At 71.8% G+C, this 17,387-nt stretch carries 10 protein-coding genes and 1 riboswitch; of the genes, 5 read left to right on the forward strand and 5 right to left on the reverse strand.

The genetic code is table 11. The features are described from left to right. Positions 1-10: 10 nt before the first annotated feature. Positions 11-84: riboswitch (SAM riboswitch) on the forward strand. 61 nt (positions 85-145) lie between these two features. Together metH and IPJ95_03645 are read left to right on the forward strand one after the other, a co-directional pair. Continuing rightward, positions 146-3,817: a methionine synthase gene (gene metH, locus IPJ95_03640; protein MBK7922709.1), complete on the forward strand. Its 3,672-nt coding sequence runs from the start codon at positions 146-148 to the stop codon at positions 3,815-3,817. 53 nt (positions 3,818-3,870) lie between these two features. Further along, complete coding sequence (locus IPJ95_03645) at positions 3,871-5,643, forward strand: bifunctional homocysteine S-methyltransferase/methylenetetrahydrofolate reductase (GenBank protein ID MBK7922710.1); 1,773 nt, start codon at positions 3,871-3,873, stop codon at positions 5,641-5,643. An 8-nt stretch (positions 5,644-5,651) separates the two neighbouring features. On the opposite strand, the gene IPJ95_03650 is transcribed toward IPJ95_03645, so the two are convergent. The 5 genes from IPJ95_03650 to kdpF all read right to left on the reverse strand — a co-directional run bounded on the left by IPJ95_03650 (position 5,652) and on the right by kdpF (position 13,549). Then, positions 5,652-6,833 carry a response regulator gene (locus IPJ95_03650; GenBank protein ID MBK7922711.1) on the reverse strand — a complete coding sequence of 394 codons (1,182 nt, stop codon included), beginning with the start codon at positions 6,831-6,833 and terminating at the stop codon, positions 5,652-5,654. A 2,219-nt stretch (positions 6,834-9,052) separates the two neighbouring features. Beyond that, a complete protein-coding gene (gene kdpC, locus IPJ95_03655; GenBank protein ID MBK7922712.1) occupies positions 9,053-9,634 on the reverse strand; it encodes a potassium-transporting ATPase subunit KdpC in 582 nt (193 codons plus the stop codon). Between the two features lie 9 nt (positions 9,635-9,643). Continuing rightward, on the reverse strand, positions 9,644-11,716 hold the full coding sequence (gene kdpB / locus IPJ95_03660) for a potassium-transporting ATPase subunit KdpB (GenBank protein ID MBK7922713.1): 2,073 nt from the start codon (positions 11,714-11,716) through the stop codon (positions 9,644-9,646). A gap of 4 nt (positions 11,717-11,720) precedes the next feature. Next, positions 11,721-13,463 (reverse strand): potassium-transporting ATPase subunit KdpA, encoded by a 1,743-nt coding sequence (kdpA, locus tag IPJ95_03665; protein ID MBK7922714.1) that lies wholly within the window; start codon positions 13,461-13,463, stop codon positions 11,721-11,723. Continuing rightward, positions 13,460-13,549 (reverse strand): K(+)-transporting ATPase subunit F, encoded by a 90-nt coding sequence (kdpF, locus tag IPJ95_03670; protein ID MBK7922715.1) that lies wholly within the window; start codon positions 13,547-13,549, stop codon positions 13,460-13,462. The genes kdpA and kdpF overlap by 4 nt, the downstream gene beginning before the upstream one ends. Before the next feature lie 246 nt (positions 13,550-13,795). Between kdpF and IPJ95_03675 the strand changes: the two genes are divergently transcribed. The 3 genes from IPJ95_03675 (at position 13,796) to IPJ95_03685 (ending at position 17,387) form a co-directional block, all read left to right on the forward strand. After that, on the forward strand, positions 13,796-14,956 hold the full coding sequence (locus IPJ95_03675) for an acyl-CoA dehydrogenase (protein MBK7922716.1): 1,161 nt from the start codon (positions 13,796-13,798) through the stop codon (positions 14,954-14,956). 246 nt (positions 14,957-15,202) lie between these two features. Further along, positions 15,203-16,711 carry a D-alanyl-D-alanine carboxypeptidase/D-alanyl-D-alanine-endopeptidase gene (gene dacB / locus IPJ95_03680; protein MBK7922717.1) on the forward strand — a complete coding sequence of 503 codons (1,509 nt, stop codon included), beginning with the start codon at positions 15,203-15,205 and terminating at the stop codon, positions 16,709-16,711. Between the two features lie 151 nt (positions 16,712-16,862). Next, a complete protein-coding gene (locus IPJ95_03685; GenBank protein ID MBK7922718.1) occupies positions 16,863-17,387 on the forward strand; it encodes a hypothetical protein in 525 nt (174 codons plus the stop codon).

The raw sequence follows: 17,387 nt of genomic DNA on the forward strand, positions 1-17,387 counted from the left end.
CCCGACTGACATTCCAGTCCGTGGTGATTTGCGCCTATTGCAGCCACGTTAAACAACTGCTAAAACGGCCACCCCCCGGGGAGCCGTCGAGGCCCACGGGGATTCTCTTTTGACCCAACCTGCGCCAGCCGCCCGCGCCGACCGCCTGCACCGCCTCCCCGCCCTGCTCGGGGAACGCATCCTGGTGCTGGACGGGGCCATGGGCACGATGATCCAGCGCGAGGGGCTCGCGGAGGCCGATTACCGCGGCGAGCGCTTCCGCGACTGGCCCCGTGACCTCCGGGGCAATAACGACCTGCTGAGCCTCACGCGGCCGGCGGTGATCCGTGACATCCACGCCGCCTACCTCGAGGCCGGCGCAGACATCATCGAGACCAACACCTTCAACGCCACCAGCGTTTCCATGGCCGACTACGGCATGGAGGCGCTGGTGCCGGAGCTCAACCGGGCCGCGGCGGCCCTGGCGCGCGCGGTAGCCGACGCGTACGAGGCGCGGACGCCGGGGCGCCCGCGATACGTGGCGGGCATCCTCGGTCCCACGAGCAAGACGGCGTCGATCTCCCCCGACGTCAACGACCCCGCGGCCCGGAACGTGACCTTTCCCGAGCTGGTCCGGGCCTACGGCGAGGCGGCGCGGGCCCTGCTCGACGGCGGCGCCGACCTGCTGATGATCGAGACCATCTTCGACACGCTCAACGCCAAGGCGGCGATCGTGGCGGTCGAGGAGACCTTCGCCGCACTCGGGTTCCGGGTGCCGGTGATGATCTCGGGCACGATCACCGACCAGAGCGGCCGGACGCTCTCGGGCCAGACCGTCGAGGCCTTCTGGAACTCGGTGGCGCACGCGCGGCCGCTCAGCGTGGGGCTCAACTGCGCGCTGGGCGCGCGGCAGCTGCGGCAGTACGTACAGGACCTCTCCCGGGTGGCGCCGGTCTGCATCAGCGCGCACCCGAATGCCGGGCTGCCCAACGCGTTCGGCGGCTACGACGAGTCGGCCGCGGCGATGGCGGAGGTGATCCGGGAGTTCGCCACGAGCGGACTGGTCAACGTGGTGGGCGGCTGTTGCGGCACCACGCCGGAGCACATCGCGGCGATCGCGACGGCGGTGGCCGGGCTGGCGCCGCGCGCGCCCGCGCACCTCCCGCCCCGGTGCCGGCTGGCGGGGCTCGAGCCGCTGGTGATCGGTCCCGAGACCAACTTCGTGAACGTGGGCGAGCGGACCAACGTGACCGGCTCGCGGCGGTTCGCCCGGCTGATCCTCGAGGGGCAGTACGAGGCGGCGCTCGAGGTGGCCCGGCAGCAGGTGGAGAGCGGCGCCCAGGTCATCGACATCAACATGGACGAGGGGATGCTGGACGCCGAGGCGGCGATGACCCGCTTCCTGCGGCTGCTGGCGTCGGAGCCGGACATCTCCCGGGTGCCGGTGATGCTCGACAGCTCCCGGTGGTCGGTGCTCGAGGCGGGGCTGCAGAACCTGCAGGGCAAGGGCATCGTCAACTCGATCAGCCTCAAGGAGGGGGAGGCGGCGTTCCTGGCCCAGGCCGAGCTGGTGCGGCGCTACGGCGCGGCGGTGGTGGTGATGGCCTTCGACGAGCAGGGCCAGGCCGACACGGTGGAGCGGAAGGTGGCGATCACCCGTCGGGCGGTGGGACTGCTGACGGCGCGGGTGGGGTTCGCGCCGGAAGACATCGTCGTGGACCCGAACATCTTCGCGATCGCCACGGGCATCGAGGAGCACAACGGGTACGCGGTGGCCTACCTCGAGGCCACCCGCCAGATCAAGGCGGCGCTGCCCCACGTCCTGGTGAGCGGCGGGGTATCGAACATCTCGTTCTCGTTCCGGGGCAATGACCACGTCCGCGAGGCCATCCACTCGGTGTTCCTGTACCACGCCATCCGTGCCGGGATGGACATGGGCATCGTGAACCCGGGCCAGCTGGCGATCTACGACGACATCGAGCCGGAGCTGCTGGCGCGGGTGGAGGACGTGGTGCTCAATCGGCGGCCGGACGGCACCGAGCGGCTGCTGGAGATCGCGGAACGGTACCGGGCCACCGGCGAGAAGCGCCCCGAGGCGGTGGCGCTGGCCTGGCGCGAGCTCCCGGTGGAGGAGCGCCTGGCCCACGCGCTGGTGGAGGGCATCGACGCCTTCATCCTGGAGGACACGGAAGCCGCGCGGCAGCGGGCGGCCCGGCCCATCGAGGTGATCGAGGGGCCGCTCATGCGGGGCATGAACGTGGTGGGCGACCTCTTCGGCAGCGGGAAGATGTTCCTGCCGCAGGTGGTGAAGAGCGCGCGGGTCATGAAGAAGGCGGTGGCGCACCTCATTCCCTACATCGAGGCGGAGAAGGCGGCCAACGCCGACACCCGGGCCCGGGGCAAGGTGGTGCTGGCCACGGTGAAGGGCGACGTGCACGACATCGGCAAGAACATCGTGGGCGTGGTGCTGCAGTGCAACAACTACGAGGTGGTGGACCTCGGCGTGATGGTGCCGTGCGCGAAGATCCTCGAGACGGCCCGGGCCACGGGCGCGGACGTGATCGGGCTCTCGGGGCTCATCACGCCCTCGCTCGAGGAGATGAGCATGGTCGCGGCGGAGCTGGACCGCGAGGGGTTCACCCTGCCGCTGCTCATCGGCGGGGCCACCACCTCGCGGATCCACACCGCGGTGAAGATCGCGCCGCGCTACCGGGGCCCGGTGGTCCACGTGCTCGACGCCTCGCGCGCGGTCGGCGTGACCAGCAGCCTGCTGAGTGACACCCTGCGGGTGGACTTCGAGCGGCAGGTGCGGGAGGAGTACGCCGCGCTCCGCGAGGAGCGGAAGGACCAGGACGGCGGCGACCGCCGCATCACGCTCGCGGAGGCACGCGCCAACGGGCTCACGCTGGCCAGCCCGGCGCCGGCGCCCCGCCCGGCGTTCCTGGGGCTGCGCACCTTCGCGCCCTATCCGCTGGAGGAGCTGGTGGAGCGGATCGACTGGACGCCGTTCTTCCAGGCCTGGGAGCTGGTGGGCCACTATCCGGCCATCCTGGACGACCCGGCGGTGGGCAAGACCGCGCGGTCGCTGTACGACGACGCGCGCCGCCTGCTCGACCGGATCGTGCGGGAGCGGCGGCTCGAGGCGCGCGGGGTGGTGGGATTCTTCCCCGCGGCGCGCGAGGGTGACGACATCCACGTGCTGCCCCCGGAGGGCGGCCCTGATGCGGCGCCGCTCGCCACGCTCCACACGCTGCGGCAGCAGACCCGGCGCGCGGCGGGCCGGCCCAACCTGGCCCTGGCCGACTTCGTGGCGCCCTCCGGCGACGTCCTCGGGCTGTTCGCGGCGACCGCCGGGCACGGGCTCGACGGCCTGGTGGCGGAAGCCGAGGCGGCGCACGACGACTACACCGCGATCCTGGCCAAGGCCCTGGCCGACCGGCTGGCGGAGGCGTTCGCCGAGCGGCTGCACGAGCGGGTGCGGCGGGAGCTCTGGGGGTACGCCCGGGACGAGGCGCTCGACAACCGCGCCCTCATCCGGGAGCAGTACCAGGGGATCCGCCCGGCGCCGGGCTACCCCGCGTGCCCCGACCACACCGAGAAGCAGACGCTCTTCCGCCTGCTCGAGGCCGAGGCGCGCACCGGGATGGTGCTGACGGAGAGCTGCGCCATGCTGCCGGCGGCCTCGGTGAGCGGGTACTACTTCTGGCGCCCCGAGGCGCAGTACTTCGGGGTGGGCCGGGTGGGCCGCGACCAGGTCGAGGATTACGCGCGCCGTAAGGGCATGACCGTGGCGGAGACCGAACGCTGGCTGGCACCGAACCTGGGGTACGAGCGGTGAGCACACTGCGCGAACTGATCGACGACGGCCAGACCCATGTCTTCGACGGGGCCATGGGCACCCTGCTCTACAGCCGGGGCATCTTCCTCAACGTCTGCTACGACGAGCTGGTGCTCAAGCAGCCGGACCTCATCCGCGACATCCACCGCGAGTACGTCCGGGCCGGCGCGGAGCTGCTGGAGACCAATACCTTCGGCGCCAACCCGGTGAAGCTGGCCCAGTACGGCCTGGCGGGGGACACCGAGCGGATCAACCAGGCCGCCGCGAGCCTGGCCCGGGACGCCGCCGGGAGCCGCGCCTCGGTGCTGGGCGCCATCGGGCCCCTCGGGGTCCGGATCGAGCCGTTCGGCGAGATGGGCGTGGCCGAGGCGCGCGACGCCTTCAGCCGCCAGGTGGACGGGCTGCTGGCGGGGGGCGTCGATGGCTTCATCATCGAGACCTTCAGCGACGTGGAGGAGGTGCGCGCCGCGTTCGAGGCCATCCGCTCCCGCTCCGACCTGCCGGTGGTGGCGCAGATGACCGTCGGCACCGACGGCAAGACCTACTACGGCACCGAGCCGGCCACCTTCGGGCCGTGGCTGGAGGCGATGGGCGCCGACGTGGTGGGGGTGAACTGCTCGGTGGGGCCGCACGGCGTGCTCGAGGTGATCGAGCAGCTGGCGCGGGTAGTGCGCGTTCCGCTGTCGGCGCAGCCCAACGCCGGCCTCCCGCGGGAGGTGGGCGACCGCAAGATCTACATGGCGAGCCCCGAGTACATGGCGGAGTACGCCCGCCGCATCGTGGAAGCGGGGGCGCGCTTCGTGGGCGGCTGCTGCGGCACCACCCCCGAGCACATCAAGGCGATGATCGGCTTCGTGAAGAGCGTGGCGCCACGGCACGTGGCCCAGTTCGCCGCGCAGCCGGCCCGGGTGGAGCCGCAGACGCCGGTGCCGCTGGCGGAGCGCTCGGCCTTCGGGGCCAAGCTCGCCCGGGGCGCGTTCATCACCACCGTGGAGATCGTGCCGCCCAAGGGGGTGGATCCGGCCCCGATGTTCGAGCAGGTGCGCGAACTCAAGGCCGCAGGCGTGGACGCGGTGAACGTCCCCGACGGGCCGCGGGCCCAGAGCCGGATGGGGGCGCTGCTCTCGGGGCTGCTGATCCAGCGCGAGATCGGCCTCGAGGCGGTGGTGCACTACGCCTGCCGCGACCGCAACCTCCTGGGCATGCTCTCCGACCTGCTCGGCGCCGCGGCCAGCGGGGTCCGCAACCTGCTGATCGTCACCGGCGACCCGCCGAAGATGGGCCCCTATCCCGATGCGACCGCCGTCTTCGACATCGACAGCATCGGCCTGGCCAACCTGGTGAGCCGGCTCAATCGCGGCCTCGACCCCGGCGGCAACGCGCTCGGGGGCACCACGCGGTTCGTGATCGGGGTCGGCGTGAATCCGGCGGCGGTGGACCAGGAACGCGAGCTCAAGCGCTTTGCGTGGAAGGTCGAGGCGGGGGCCGAATACGCCATGACCCAGCCGGTGTTCGACCTGGAGCAGCTGGACCGGTTCCTGGAGCGGGTGGCCCCGTACCAGGTCCCGATCATCGCGGGCCTCTGGCCCCTGGTATCCCTCCGGAACGCGGAGTTCCTCGCCAACGAGGTGCCCGGGGTGACGGTGCCCCCGGTGATCCTCGACCGGATGCGGGTGGCGTCCGCGCGCGGCAAGGACGCGGCGCTGGCGGAGGGGATCCTGATTGCGCGGGAGATGCTCGCGGCCATCCGCACCCGGGTGCGCGGGGTGCAGGTGGCGGCGCCGATGGGGCGGGCGAGCGTGGCGCTGCAGGTGATCGCGCCGTAGCGGCGCGGTCAGTCCGCGGCGCGCAGCCGGTAGCCGACGCCCGGTTCGGTGAGCAGCAGGCGGGGCTGCGTGGGGTCGGCCTCGAGCTTGTGGCGCAGCTGGGTGACGTACACCCGCAGGTAGTGCGTCTGGTTGATGGCGTTCATCCCCCAGACCTCCTTGAGCAGGTGCCGGTGGGTCAGCACCTTGCCCGCGTGCCGCACCAGGGTGGCCAGCAGCTTGTACTCGTTGGGCGTCAGGTGCACCTCCTCCCCGGCGCGGAACACCTGGCGCCGGGCGAGGTCCACCCGCAGCCCCCCGCCCTCGTAGACCGGCCCTTCGCCATCGGCCCCGCGCGCCGCATGCCGCAGCGCCACCCGCATCCGCGCCAGCAGCTCCTCCACCCCGAATGGCTTGGTGAGGTAGTCGTCGGCCCCGGCGTCGAGGGCCGCGACCTTGTCGCGCTCCTGGCCCCGGGCCGAGATGACGATGACCGGCGTCCGGGACCACTCCCGCAGCTGCCGCGTGACATCCAGGCCGTCGGCATCGGGGAGCCCCAGGTCGAGGAGGATGAGGTCGGGCACGCGGCTCGCCGCCTGCGCCAGCCCCTCCCGCGCCGTGGGCGCCTCGACCAGCTCATAGTCCTGGGTGCCGAGCGCGGCCCGGAGGAAGCGCCGCATCTGCGGCTCGTCCTCGATGAGGAGCACCACGGGCCGCGGGCCGTTCACGCGCCGGCCTCGGCTTCCTCGGGAATGGGCTGCGGCGCCGGCCCGGTGATCGGCAGGGTGAAGCGGAACGCCGCACCGCCTTCCGGCCGGTTCTCCGCCCACAACCGGCCGCCGTGCGCCAGGACGATGCCGCGGGAGATCGTGAGCCCGAGCCCCACTCCCTGGCCCGGCTCGGCGTCCGCGCCGCGGCGGAACTTCTCGAAAATGAGCTCCTCCTCGCCCGCCGGGATGCCGGGCCCGCGATCCGCGATCGTGACGACCACCGCCTCCGGGAGCGCCGCCGCCGACACCTCGATCGGGGTGCCCGACGGGGTGTACTTGGTGGCGTTCTCCAGCAGGTTGATGAAGACCTGCTCCAGCAGCACCGCGTCGAGCGGCACCAGCGGGAGGTCGGCGGGCAGGTGCACCGAGACCGGGTGATCCGCCAGCCGGTCGCCCATGCGGATCAGGGCCACGCCCACGGCGTCCTCCAGGGGCTGCCATTCCTTCTGCACCTGGAGGCTCCCGGATTCCAGCCGGATCATGTCGAGCAGGTTGCGGATGAGCCGGTTCATCCGCGCGGACTGGTCGAGGATCGACTCGAGCAACTCGGCGCGCGCGGGCGCGGCCAGGTCGTCGCCGGCGCGCCGCAGGCTGCTCGCGGCGCCGGTGATGATGCCGAGGGGGGTGCGGAGGTCGTGGGAGAGCGAGCTCAGGAGCGAGGTGCGCAGCCGCTCGGCCTCGGTCTCGAGCCGCGCCTGCTGGGCCCCGGCGACGAGCGTCACCCGCTCCAGCGCCACCGCCACTTGTCCGGCAAAGGTCTCGAGCAGGTGGCGGCGGGCGGGGTCCTGGAAGGGGGTAAGGTCATCGGCCGCGACGGCGAGCACCCCGATGACTCCCGCCCCGCCGGCCAGCGGGAGGTGGAGCGCTGCCGCGGCAGGGAGCGTGGCCGTCCCCGCGCCGGCGATCTCGCCGCGGCGGAAGACCCAGTCGGCCACGGCCAGCTCGCGATCGTCGAGCGCGGGGCGGGCCGCCACGGGGGCGAGGGCGGCGAGCCGCCCGTCGGGACCCAGTGCCACCAGCTGGGCCTCGCAGTGGAAGCTGTCGAGCAGGTGGCGCCGGGCGGTGGCGACGATCTCCTCGGCGGTGCGGACGGCGCCGAGGTCCCGGCTCAGCGCGTAGAGGGCGGCGGTGCGCTGCTCCCGCTCCCGGGCCGACTGGGCCTGCTCCCGGATGCGGAGGGTGAAGCCGCTGATCACGAGGGCCACGACCAGCATCACCAGGAAGGTCAGGACGTAGTGCAGGTCCGACACCTCGAAGGTGAAGATCGGCGGCACGAACAGGAAGTCGAACGTGGCGATGCTGAGCAGTGCCGAGAGCAGCGAGGGCCCGCGGCTGCAGCGGGAGGCCACGACCATCGCGCCGAGCAGGTAGACCATCGCCACGTCGGTGATGCTGAGGCGGCGGAGCACCAGCCACCCGATCAGCGTGCAGGTGGCCACCACGAGCAGCGCGAAGCCGTACTCGCGGGCGGGGGCCGGGCGCGTCAGCAGGGGGCGCCGCGGGGCGGGCCGCTCCTCCCCGGCGTCCCCGGTGATGACGTAGACGTCCACGTCGCCGCTGCCCCGGACCAGGCGGTCGAGCGTGGAGCCGAACAGCTTGTCGCGCCAGGAGGGGTGCGTCGGCTTGCCCACCAGGATCCGGGTGGCGTTGTTGAGCGCGGCGAAGCCGAGCACCTCCTCCGCCACGAGGGGGCCGCTGGCGGTGGCGGTCTTGGCGCCGAACTCCTCCGCCAGCTGCATGGTCTCCACCAGCTGCGCGCGCTCCGCCTCGGTGACCCCGACCCCCGGTGTCTCCACGTGCAGGACGATCCACTCGCACCGGAGGCTCGCGGCCATCCGCCGGCCCGCCCGCACCAGGCGCCGGCCGGCGGGGTTGGGCCCCACGCAGACCAGCAGCCGCTCCCCCGCCGGCCAGACCTCGCGGATCCCGTGTTCTTCCCGCCAGCGGCGCATCTGGGCGTCGACCCGCTCGGCCACGCGGCGGAGCGCCAGCTCGCGCAGCGCGATCAGGTTGCCCTTCTTGAAGAACTGCTCGCGCGCCCGCACCGCCTGCTCGGGAAGGTAGACCTTGCCCTCCTCCAGGCGCCGCAGGAGGTCGTCGGGCGTGAGGTCGGCGAGCTCGATCTCGTCGGCCTGGTCGAAGACCTCGTCGGGCACGGTCTCCCGGACCACCACGCCGGTGATCTGGGCCACGACGTCGTTCAGGCTCTCGAGGTGCTGGACGTTGAGGGTGGCGTAGACGCTGATGCCGGCGGCGAGGAGGTCTTCGACGTCCTGGTACCGCCGCTCGTGGCGCGAGCCGGGCGCATTGGTGTGGGCAAGTTCGTCCACCAGGATGAGGGACGGCCGGCGGGCCAGGGCGCCGTCGAGGTCGAACTCGGTGAGGGCCACGCCGCGGTGCGTCACGCTGCGGCGCGGGAGGACCTCGAGCCCCTCGAGCAGGGCCGCGGTATCGGTGCGGCCGTGGGTCTCCACGACGCCGACGATCACGTCCACGCCCTCGCGCCGACGGGCCCGCGCCTCCTCCAGCATGGCGAAGGTCTTCCCGACGCCGGGGTTGGCGCCGAAGAAGATCTTGAGCCGCCCCCGCGCGGCCTGCGCTTCCTCGGCGCGGATGCGGGCGAGGAGCGACTCCGGGTCCGGGCGGCTCACGGTCATCCCCTATGGTGCAGCGGTCACGCCATCGAGCGCAAGGTTGAGGCGCAGGACATGCACCCGGGGCTCGCCGAGGATGCCGAACTGGCGCCCCTCGGTGTACCGGGCCACCAGGGCCCGGACGCTGTCCACCGGCAAGCCGCGCGACCGCGCCACCCGTGCCGCCTGGAACTCCGCGGCGGCCGGCGTGATGTGGGGATCGAGCCCGCTCGCCGAGGCGGTGACCAGGTCCACCGGCACCGGCGCGAGGTTGTCGGGATCGGCGGCGCGCAGCGCCGCGATGCGGTCGGCCACCGCCTGGTGCAGCGCCGGGTTGGAGGGGCCGAGGTTGGAGCCGCTCGAGAGCGCGCCGTTGTACGGCACCGGGCCGGTGGCGCTGGGCCGGGACCAGAAGTACTGCGGCCCGCTGAAGGGCTGGCCGATGAGCGCCGAGCCGACCACCCGGTCCCCGGCCCGGAGCTGGCTGCCCGCGGCCTGGTGGGGGAAGAGCGCCGCGCCGATCCCGGTCACCGCCACGGGGTAGAGCACGCCGGTGAGCAGGGTGAGCAGCAGCAGGGAGACGACCGCGGGACGGAGCAGGGTGCGCATGGTCGGGCCTCAGACGAGGTGAAGGGCCACGAGCAGGAGGTCGATCGCCTTGATGCCGACGAAGGGCACCACCAGGCCGCCGAGCCCGTAGACCAGCAGGTTGTTGCGCAGCAGGGCCTGGGCGCCGAGCGGGCGGTAGCGCACCCCGCGCAGGGCCAGCGGCACCAGGAAGACGATGATCAGCGCGTTGAAGATCACCGCGGAGAGGATGGCACTGGCCGGCGTGGCCAGCCCCATCACGTTGAGGGCGCCGAGCGCCGGGTAGGTGGTGGCGAACGCCGCCGGGATGATGGCGAAGTACTTGGCCACGTCGTTGGCGATGCTGAACGTGGTGAGGGCGCCCCGGGTGATCAGCATCTGCTTCCCGGTCTCGACGATCTCGATGAGCTTGGTGGGGTTGGAGTCGAGGTCCACCATGTTCCCGGCTTCCTTCGCCGCCTGGGTGCCGCTGTTCATGGCCACCGCCACGTCGGCCTGGGCCAGGGCGGGGGCGTCGTTGGTGCCGTCCCCGGTCATGGCCACGAGCCGGCCACCGGCCTGGTGCGTCCGGATCAGCGCGAGCTTGGCCTCGGGCGTGGCCTGGGCCAGGAAGTCGTCCACCCCCGCCTCCGCGGCGATCGCCGCGGCGGTGAGCGGGTTGTCGCCGGTGATCATGATGGTGCGGATGCCCATGGCACGGAGCTCCGCGAAGCGCTCCTTGATGCCGCCCTTCACGATGTCCTTGAGCTGGATGGCGCCGAGGACCCGGGTCCGGTCGGCCACCACGAGCGGGGTGCCACCCTGCCGGGCGATGCCCTCCACGGCACCGTGCACCGCGGCCGGGAACTCCCCGCCGTTGGACCGCACCCAGGCCTCGACGGTGTCGGCGGCGCCCTTGCGCACCTGGCGCCCGTCAAGGTTCACGCCGCTCATGCGGGTCTGCGCGCTGAAGGGCACGAAGGTGGCGCCCAGGCTCGCAATGTCGCGCTCGCGCAGGCCGAACTTCTCCTTGGCGAGCACCACGATGCTGCGGCCCTCGGGGGTCTCGTCGGCCAGCGAGGAGAGCTGGGCGGCGTCGGCAAGCTCCGCCTCGGTGACGCCCGGCGCCGGGAGGAACGCCACCGCCTGCCGGTTGCCCAGGGTGATGGTGCCGGTCTTGTCGAGCAGCAGCACGTCGACGTCGCCGGCGGCCTCCACGGCGCGGCCCGAGGTCGCCACCACGTTCTTCTGGATCATCCGGTCCATGCCGGCGATGCCGATGGCGGAGAGCAGCCCGCCGATGGTGGTGGGGATGAGGCAGACCAGCAGGGCGATCAGCACGGTGATCGTCGCCGGGGCCCCCTGCCCGCTGGCCCGCACGGCGTATTCGGAGAAGGGGTGCAGCGTCACCACGGTCACCAGGAACACGATGGTGAGCGCGGCCAGCAGGATCTCGAGCGCGATCTCGTTGGGCGTCTTCTGGCGCTGGGCGGCCTCGATCATGCCGATCATCCGGTCGAGGAACGACTCGCCCGGGTTGGCGCTCACCCGCACCACGATCCAGTCGGACAGGACCCGGGTGCCGCCGGTCACCGCGCTGCGGTCCCCGCCGCTCTCGCGGATGACCGGGGCGCTCTCGCCGGTGATCGCGCTCTCGTCCACCGAGGCCACGCCCTCGATCACCTCGCCATCGCCCGGGACCAGCGTTCCGGCGTGGACCAGGACGATGTCGCCCTTGCGGAGCGTGCTGGCGGGCACGTTGGCAAAGTCGCTCTTGACGGCCGGATCCCGGAGCTTCTTCGCGTTGACGTCGGCGCGGGCCTTGCGCAGCGTGTCCGCCTGGGCGCGGCCGCGCCCCTCCGCCATGGCCTCGGCGAAGTTGGCGAACAGCACGGTCAGCCAGAGCCAGGCCGCGATGGCCAGGATGAAGCCGGCACGCTCCGCGAGGTGACCGGACGCCGCCAGGATGCCGAGGATGGTGGTCAGGAGGCTCCCGACCCAGACCACGAACATCACCGGGTTCCGGAGCAGGTGCAGCGGGTTGAGCTTCCGGACGCTGGCCAGGATGGCCCAGCGCGTGATGGCCGGATCGAAGAGGGGCCGCGCGGCCGCAGTCGACGACATGGACTTACCTCGCGTGGAGCTGCAGGTGCTCGACGACCGGGCCGAGCGCCAGGCCGGGGAGGTGGGTCAGGGCGCCCACCAGGACGATCGTCCCGATCAGCAGCAGCACGAAGTGCGGCGTGTGCGTCGGGAGCGTGCCGACGCCGACCGGGACCTTCTTCTTTCGCGCCAGCGAACCGGCCACCGCCAGCGTGGGCACCAGCACCCCGAACCGGCCGAGCCACATGGCCACCCCACCCAGCACGGTGTAGAAGGTGCTCCCGGCCCCCAGGCCGCCGAACGCGCTGCCGTTGTTGTTGGACATGGAGCTGAACGCGTACAGCACCTCGGAGAACCCGTGCGGGCCCGGGTTGAACACCCCGGCCCGTCCCGCGCCCGTGGCCACGGCCACGGCGGTGCAGGCCAGCACCAGGAGGTTGGGCACCAGGATGGCGAGGCTTGCCATCTTCATCTCGTACGCCTCGATCTTCTTGCCCAGGTACTCGGGCGTGCGGCCCACCATGAGGCCGGCGATGAACACCGTGACGATGGCGAACAGCAGCATCCCGTAGAGCCCCGAGCCCACCCCGCCGTAGATGATCTCGCCCAGCTGCATCAGCAAGAGCGGCATGAGGCCGCCCAGCGGCGTGAAGGAATCGTGCATGGCGTTCACCGAGCCGTTCGAGGCCGCGGTGGTGGCCACCGCCCACAGCGCGGACCCGGTGACGCCGAAGCGGACCTCCTTCCCTTCCATGTTGCCGCCCGCCTGCAGCGGCGTGGCCCCCTGGTCGGCGCCCAGCGCCACCAGCGGCGGGGAGGAGGACTGCTCCGCCAGCACGGTGGGCACCAGCAGCACCACGAAGACCAGCGTCATCGCGGCGAGCAGGGTCCAGCCCTGCCGGGGGTCCCGGATCAGGCGGCCGAAGGTGTAGCAGAGCGCCGCCGGGATGAGCAGGATGGACAGCACCTGGAGGAAGTCGCTGAACGGCGTGGGGTTCTCGAAGGGATGCGCCGAATTGACGTTGAAGAAGCCGCCGCCGTTGGTGCCCAGCTGCTTGATGGCGACCTGCGACGCCGCCGGGCCCAGCGGGAGCACCTGGGTGGTGACGCGCGCCGTGTCGGGCCCCATGGCCTCGACCAGGGTCGCGGACTGGTACGGCGCGAAGCTCTGGACCACCCCCTGCGACACCAGCGACAGCGCCAGCACCACCGACAGCGGCAGCAGGATGTACACGGTGCCGCGCACCAGGTCGGCCCAGAAGCTGCCCAGCTGGCTGGTCTCGTGCCGCGCGATGCCGCGCGCCAGCGCCACCAGCACCGCCATGCCCGCGGCCGCCGAGACGAAGTTCTGCACCGTCAGGCCGAGCATCTGGGTCAGGTAGCTCAGGGTGGCCTCGCCACCGTAGGCCTGCCAGTTGGTGTTGCTGACGAAGCTGATGGCGGTGTTGAACGCCAGCGCCGGGCTCACGGCGGGCATCCCCGCGGGGTTGAGCGGCAGGGCTCCCTGCGCACGCTGCAGCAGGTAGACGGCGAGGAAGCTCACCCCGCTGAAGAGCAGGACGGCCGCGGCGTACCGCTGCCAGGTCATCTCCTCGTGCGGCTGCACCCCGAGCAGGCGATAGCACAGCCGCTCGGCGGGCGCCAGCAGCCGGCCCAGCGGGTGTGGCTCGCCCTCGTACACCCGGGCCATGTAGCTCCCCAGTGGTTTGACGAGCGCGAGCAGCACCCCGAGGTAGAGGGCCAGCTGCAGCAGGGCGTTGGTGGTCATGAGAACATCTCCGGCCGGAGGAGGGCCGCGAGCAGGTAGCCAAGCAGGCACAGGGCGATGACGCCCACCACGATGAGCAGCACCATGGGGCTAGACCTTTTCCGCCAGGCGCACCAGCCCCCAGGTCAGGAGCCCGAGACCGATCGCCAGCACCAGCAGCAGGAGTTCCACAGCCACGTCCAGTTGGGGTGACGGACAAGCTAGGGGCGGGGAGATCAGGGCGGGGTCTGGAAGGGGGGCCCGGGCATCAGGATTTCGTCAGGATCGGCCCCCGGAGGGGTGGGGTGGTGCCCCGGCTCGCCGCGGACGGGGGCGGGTCTTATTTTCCGCCCATGACCAACCAGAGCCAGCCGGGCCCGCTCAGCATCCTCTCCGAAGAAGAGGAGCTGTTCCGCAGCACCGTCCGTGAGTTCGCCGAGACCGAGATCCTGCCCCACGTCCATGCCATGGACGAGGCGGCAAAGTTCGATCCCGCCATCATCGCCAAGTTCTTCGGGCTGGGCCTGATGGGCATCGAGGTCCCGGAGGAGTTCGGGGGCGCGGGCGGCGGCATCTTCCTGGCCGCCCTCGCCATCGAGGAGCTGGCCCGGGTGGACGCCTCGGCGGCCATCTACGTCGACGTCCACAACACCCTGTTCAACAACGCGCTGCTGCGCTGGGGCAACGACGAGCAGAAGGCCCGCCTCTTTCCCCGCCTGACCGCCAGCCTCCTCGGCGCCTTCGCGCTGTCGGAGCCCGCCAGCGGCAGCGACGCGTTCGCGCTCGAGACCCGGGCCGACGACAAGGGCACCCACTGGGAGCTCACGGGCCGGAAGTTCTGGATCACCAACGGCGGCGAGGCCGGCATCTTCCTGATCTTCGCCAACACCGACTTTGCCAAGGGCTACAAGGGCATCACCGCCTTCCTGGTGGAACGCGATTTCCCCGGCTTCGCGGTGGGCAAGAAGGAGAACAAGCTGGGCATCCGCGCCTCGAGCACCACCGAGCTGATCCTGGAGTCGTGCCGGGTGCCCAAGGAGAACGTGCTCGGGCCGGTGGGCATCGGCTACAAGATCGCCATCGAGACGCTGAACGAGGGCCGCATCGGCATCGGGGCACAGATGATCGGCGTGGCCCAAGGCGCGCTCGACGCCGCGGTGGCGTACGTGAAGGAGCGGAAGCAGTTCGGCAAGGCGATCGGCGAGTTCCAGGGGGTGCAGTTCCAGCTGGGCCAGATGGCCACGGAACTCGAGGCCGCCCGGCTGCTGGTGTACAACACCGCGCGGCTCAAGGACCGGGGGCTGCCCTTCCAGCGTGAGGCCGCGATGGCCAAGCTCTACAGCTCACAGATGGCCGACCGCACCACCAGCAAGTGCCTCGAGCTCTTCGGCGGATACGGGTACTCCAAGGAGTACCCCGCGGAGAAGTTCTACCGCGACGCCAAGATCGGCACGATCTACGAAGGCACGAGCAACATGCAGCTGCAGACCATCGCCAAGCTGCTGCTCAAGTAACCCCGCTTCGCTCACCCCCCGGCCGGGCCCGCTGGTCCGGCCGGAGGTTGAGCCCCCGCTGGCCCCCCTCTTGCACTTCTTCCCGGCAGCCGGCGGCAACCCGCGCCGACACCCCGTTCCAAGTTGTTGCCCTGCCATGGGTTGCCAAGTTGGCGCCCACCGGTAGATTGGCCGGTTCACCCGAATCGCTTCAGCGGACCGGCAGGATTGCCGAGGATTCTGAGAGACCCCGGAGTTTTTTGCCCTGTGCGCCTGATCACACGTTGCATCCTGACCGTCTCCGCGGTGGCGCTCTGCGCCACGGCGGTGCCGTCGCGAGGCGTGGCACAGGAGCTCCCCCGGACCCTCAAGACCCGCCTTGACCAGTGGTACCGGACTGCCCGCCGCTCGGCCCCGGGGACCTGGGGCATCGTGGTCGCGGACCAGCAGGGCCAGATCCTCTGGAGCGTGAACCCCGACACCCCGCTCATCCCCGCCAGCACCGTGAAGCTGCTCACCACCGGCTACGCCCGCTCGGTCCTGGGTGGCGATGCTCGGCAGAGCACGCGGGTGGTGGGCTACGGCGCCCTGGATGAAAGCACCGGGGAGTGGAACGGTCGCTGGGCCCTCGAGCTCAACGGCGATCCGACCCTCGAAAGCCCCGACGGCAGCGGGCCCAGGCTGCAGGACCTGGCCAACCAGCTCGCCGCCTCCGGGGTGCGTCAGCTGCGGGGACCGCTCACGGTCCTGAGCGCCGACGGCACGCCGGCGGAGGCGCACTTCCCCACCGTGTGGAACCGGGGCAACTGGGGCAGCCTCTACACCCCGCTGGTCGGCGCGTTGACCCTGCACGAGAACGTGGTGTGGTTGCATGTCGCGCCGGGCCGCAAGGTCGGCGCGCGGCCGACGCTGGTGCAGACCTCGCCCGCCGGGCTCAATGCGCTGGTGACAGTGCACGCCAGCACCGTGGGTGGCCGCCGTTCGCGGCTCCGGATCCGGCGCATGGCGGACGGCGGCTACCTGGTGACGGGCGCGGTGGGCGTGGGCGCCGGCGTGCGCCGCCTGGTGACGGTGGCCGGCGATCCGCGGGCGGTGCTGGCCGCCGCGTGGGCCCGCGCGCTCGAGCAGGCCGGCATCGCGTGGGACCGGACGCCGTCCCCGATCCTGGTGGAGAACCCGCCCACCGAGGTCATGGCCTCCGTGGAATCGGCGACCTTCGATTCGGTGGCGTACGAAGTCAACCGGCGCAGCCTCAACATCGGCGCCGAACTGCTGCTGCGCTGGGCCGCCGGCCCGGACCGCGGCCCTGAACTGCTGACCGAGCACGTCCAGCAGATGGCCGGCGTGGCGGGCGGCGTGAAGCTGGTGGACGGCAGCGGCATGTCACACCAGGACCGCGTCACGTCGGCCACCTTCATCTATTACATGGCGAACTTCCAGAACACGCCGGCGGGGCGGAACTTCCCCTACCTGCTCCCGGCCAACGGCGTGGGCACCTTGGCGCGCCTGGCGGGCGGCCTGCCGGCGGCGGGGGTGGTCCGGGCCAAGACCGGCACCCTCAATGGCGTCTCCAGCCTGGTGGGATACCTGGGCCGACGCGACGGCATGTTCCTCGTCTCACTGCTGTACAACGGGCCCCGTTCCAAGACCGCCAAGCGGCACCAATGGGCCGCCTTCCGCCTGCTGGGCGCCGACGGCGCCTCGATTCCCGCCGACGGTGCCGAGGACATGACCGACCCGATCGGTGAACTGGGTGGCGACCAGGCCCGGGAGTAGTCCCCGGCGCGGCATCGCACCTGTCACGCAAGCCCCTCCACACCAACCACATACAGCCGCATCCCCGACCCGCGCCAACCGGCGGCGGGTGTTCATCATGAATTCATCGCTCGGGATCTAGATTGACCGCGTCCATTCAACGGAACCGGTCATGAGCGCGACGCACCTCCACCTGATGTTCAATCACCTCCCCGTCCTGGGCACCCCGCTGGTCCTCGCCCTCCTGCTCTGGGGACTGTTCCGCCGATCGCGCGACGTGCAGCGGACCGCCCTCGGTGCCGCGGTGATCGTCGCGGCGCTGTCCTACCCGGTCTTCCTCACGGGGGAGCCGGCGGAGGAACAGGTCGAGGATGCCGCGTGGATGCAGGAGCGCATGGTGCATGAGCACGAGGAGCGAGCGGAGGCGGCGCTGATCGCCATCATGATCACGGGCGCCGTGGCGCTGGTGACGCTGTGGCAGAGCCGCGGTGACCGCCCGGTAACCATCGGCCTCACCGGCCTCACCGCCGCCGGGCTCCTGGCCAGCGCCGGGCTCTTCGGCTGGGCGGCGCTCGCCGGCGGCGTGATCCGGCACGACGAGATCCGGGCCGGCACGGCACTGGCCCCGCCGGCCGCCGAGCAACCAGCCGACGGCCCGGGGGCGGGTGGAGGCGACGACGATGGCGACGACGACTGA

It is taken from the genome of Gemmatimonadota bacterium, assembly GCA_016713785.1.
Lineage (GTDB): Bacteria > Gemmatimonadota > Gemmatimonadetes > Gemmatimonadales > GWC2-71-9 > JADJOM01.

Coding starts and splice junctions, on each gene's coding strand:
- IPJ95_03645 (MBK7922710.1), top strand. CDS start 3,871: ATGGGCACCCTGCTCTACAGCCGGGGCATCTTCCTCAACGTCTGCTAC.
- IPJ95_03675 (MBK7922716.1), top strand. CDS start 13,796: ATGACCAACCAGAGCCAGCCGGGCCCGCTCAGCATCCTCTCCGAAGAA.
- IPJ95_03685 (MBK7922718.1), top strand. CDS start 16,863: ATGAGCGCGACGCACCTCCACCTGATGTTCAATCACCTCCCCGTCCTG.
- kdpB (MBK7922713.1), bottom strand. CDS start 11,716: ATGTCGTCGACTGCGGCCGCGCGGCCCCTCTTCGATCCGGCCATCACG.
- kdpA (MBK7922714.1), bottom strand. CDS start 13,463: ATGACCACCAACGCCCTGCTGCAGCTGGCCCTCTACCTCGGGGTGCTG.
- kdpF (MBK7922715.1), bottom strand. CDS start 13,549: ATGGTGCTGCTCATCGTGGTGGGCGTCATCGCCCTGTGCCTGCTTGGC.
- kdpC (MBK7922712.1), bottom strand. CDS start 9,634: ATGCGCACCCTGCTCCGTCCCGCGGTCGTCTCCCTGCTGCTGCTCACC.
- IPJ95_03650 (MBK7922711.1), bottom strand. CDS start 6,833: ATGGCAGCCCCTGGAGGACGCCGTGGGCGTGGCCCTGATCCGCATGGG.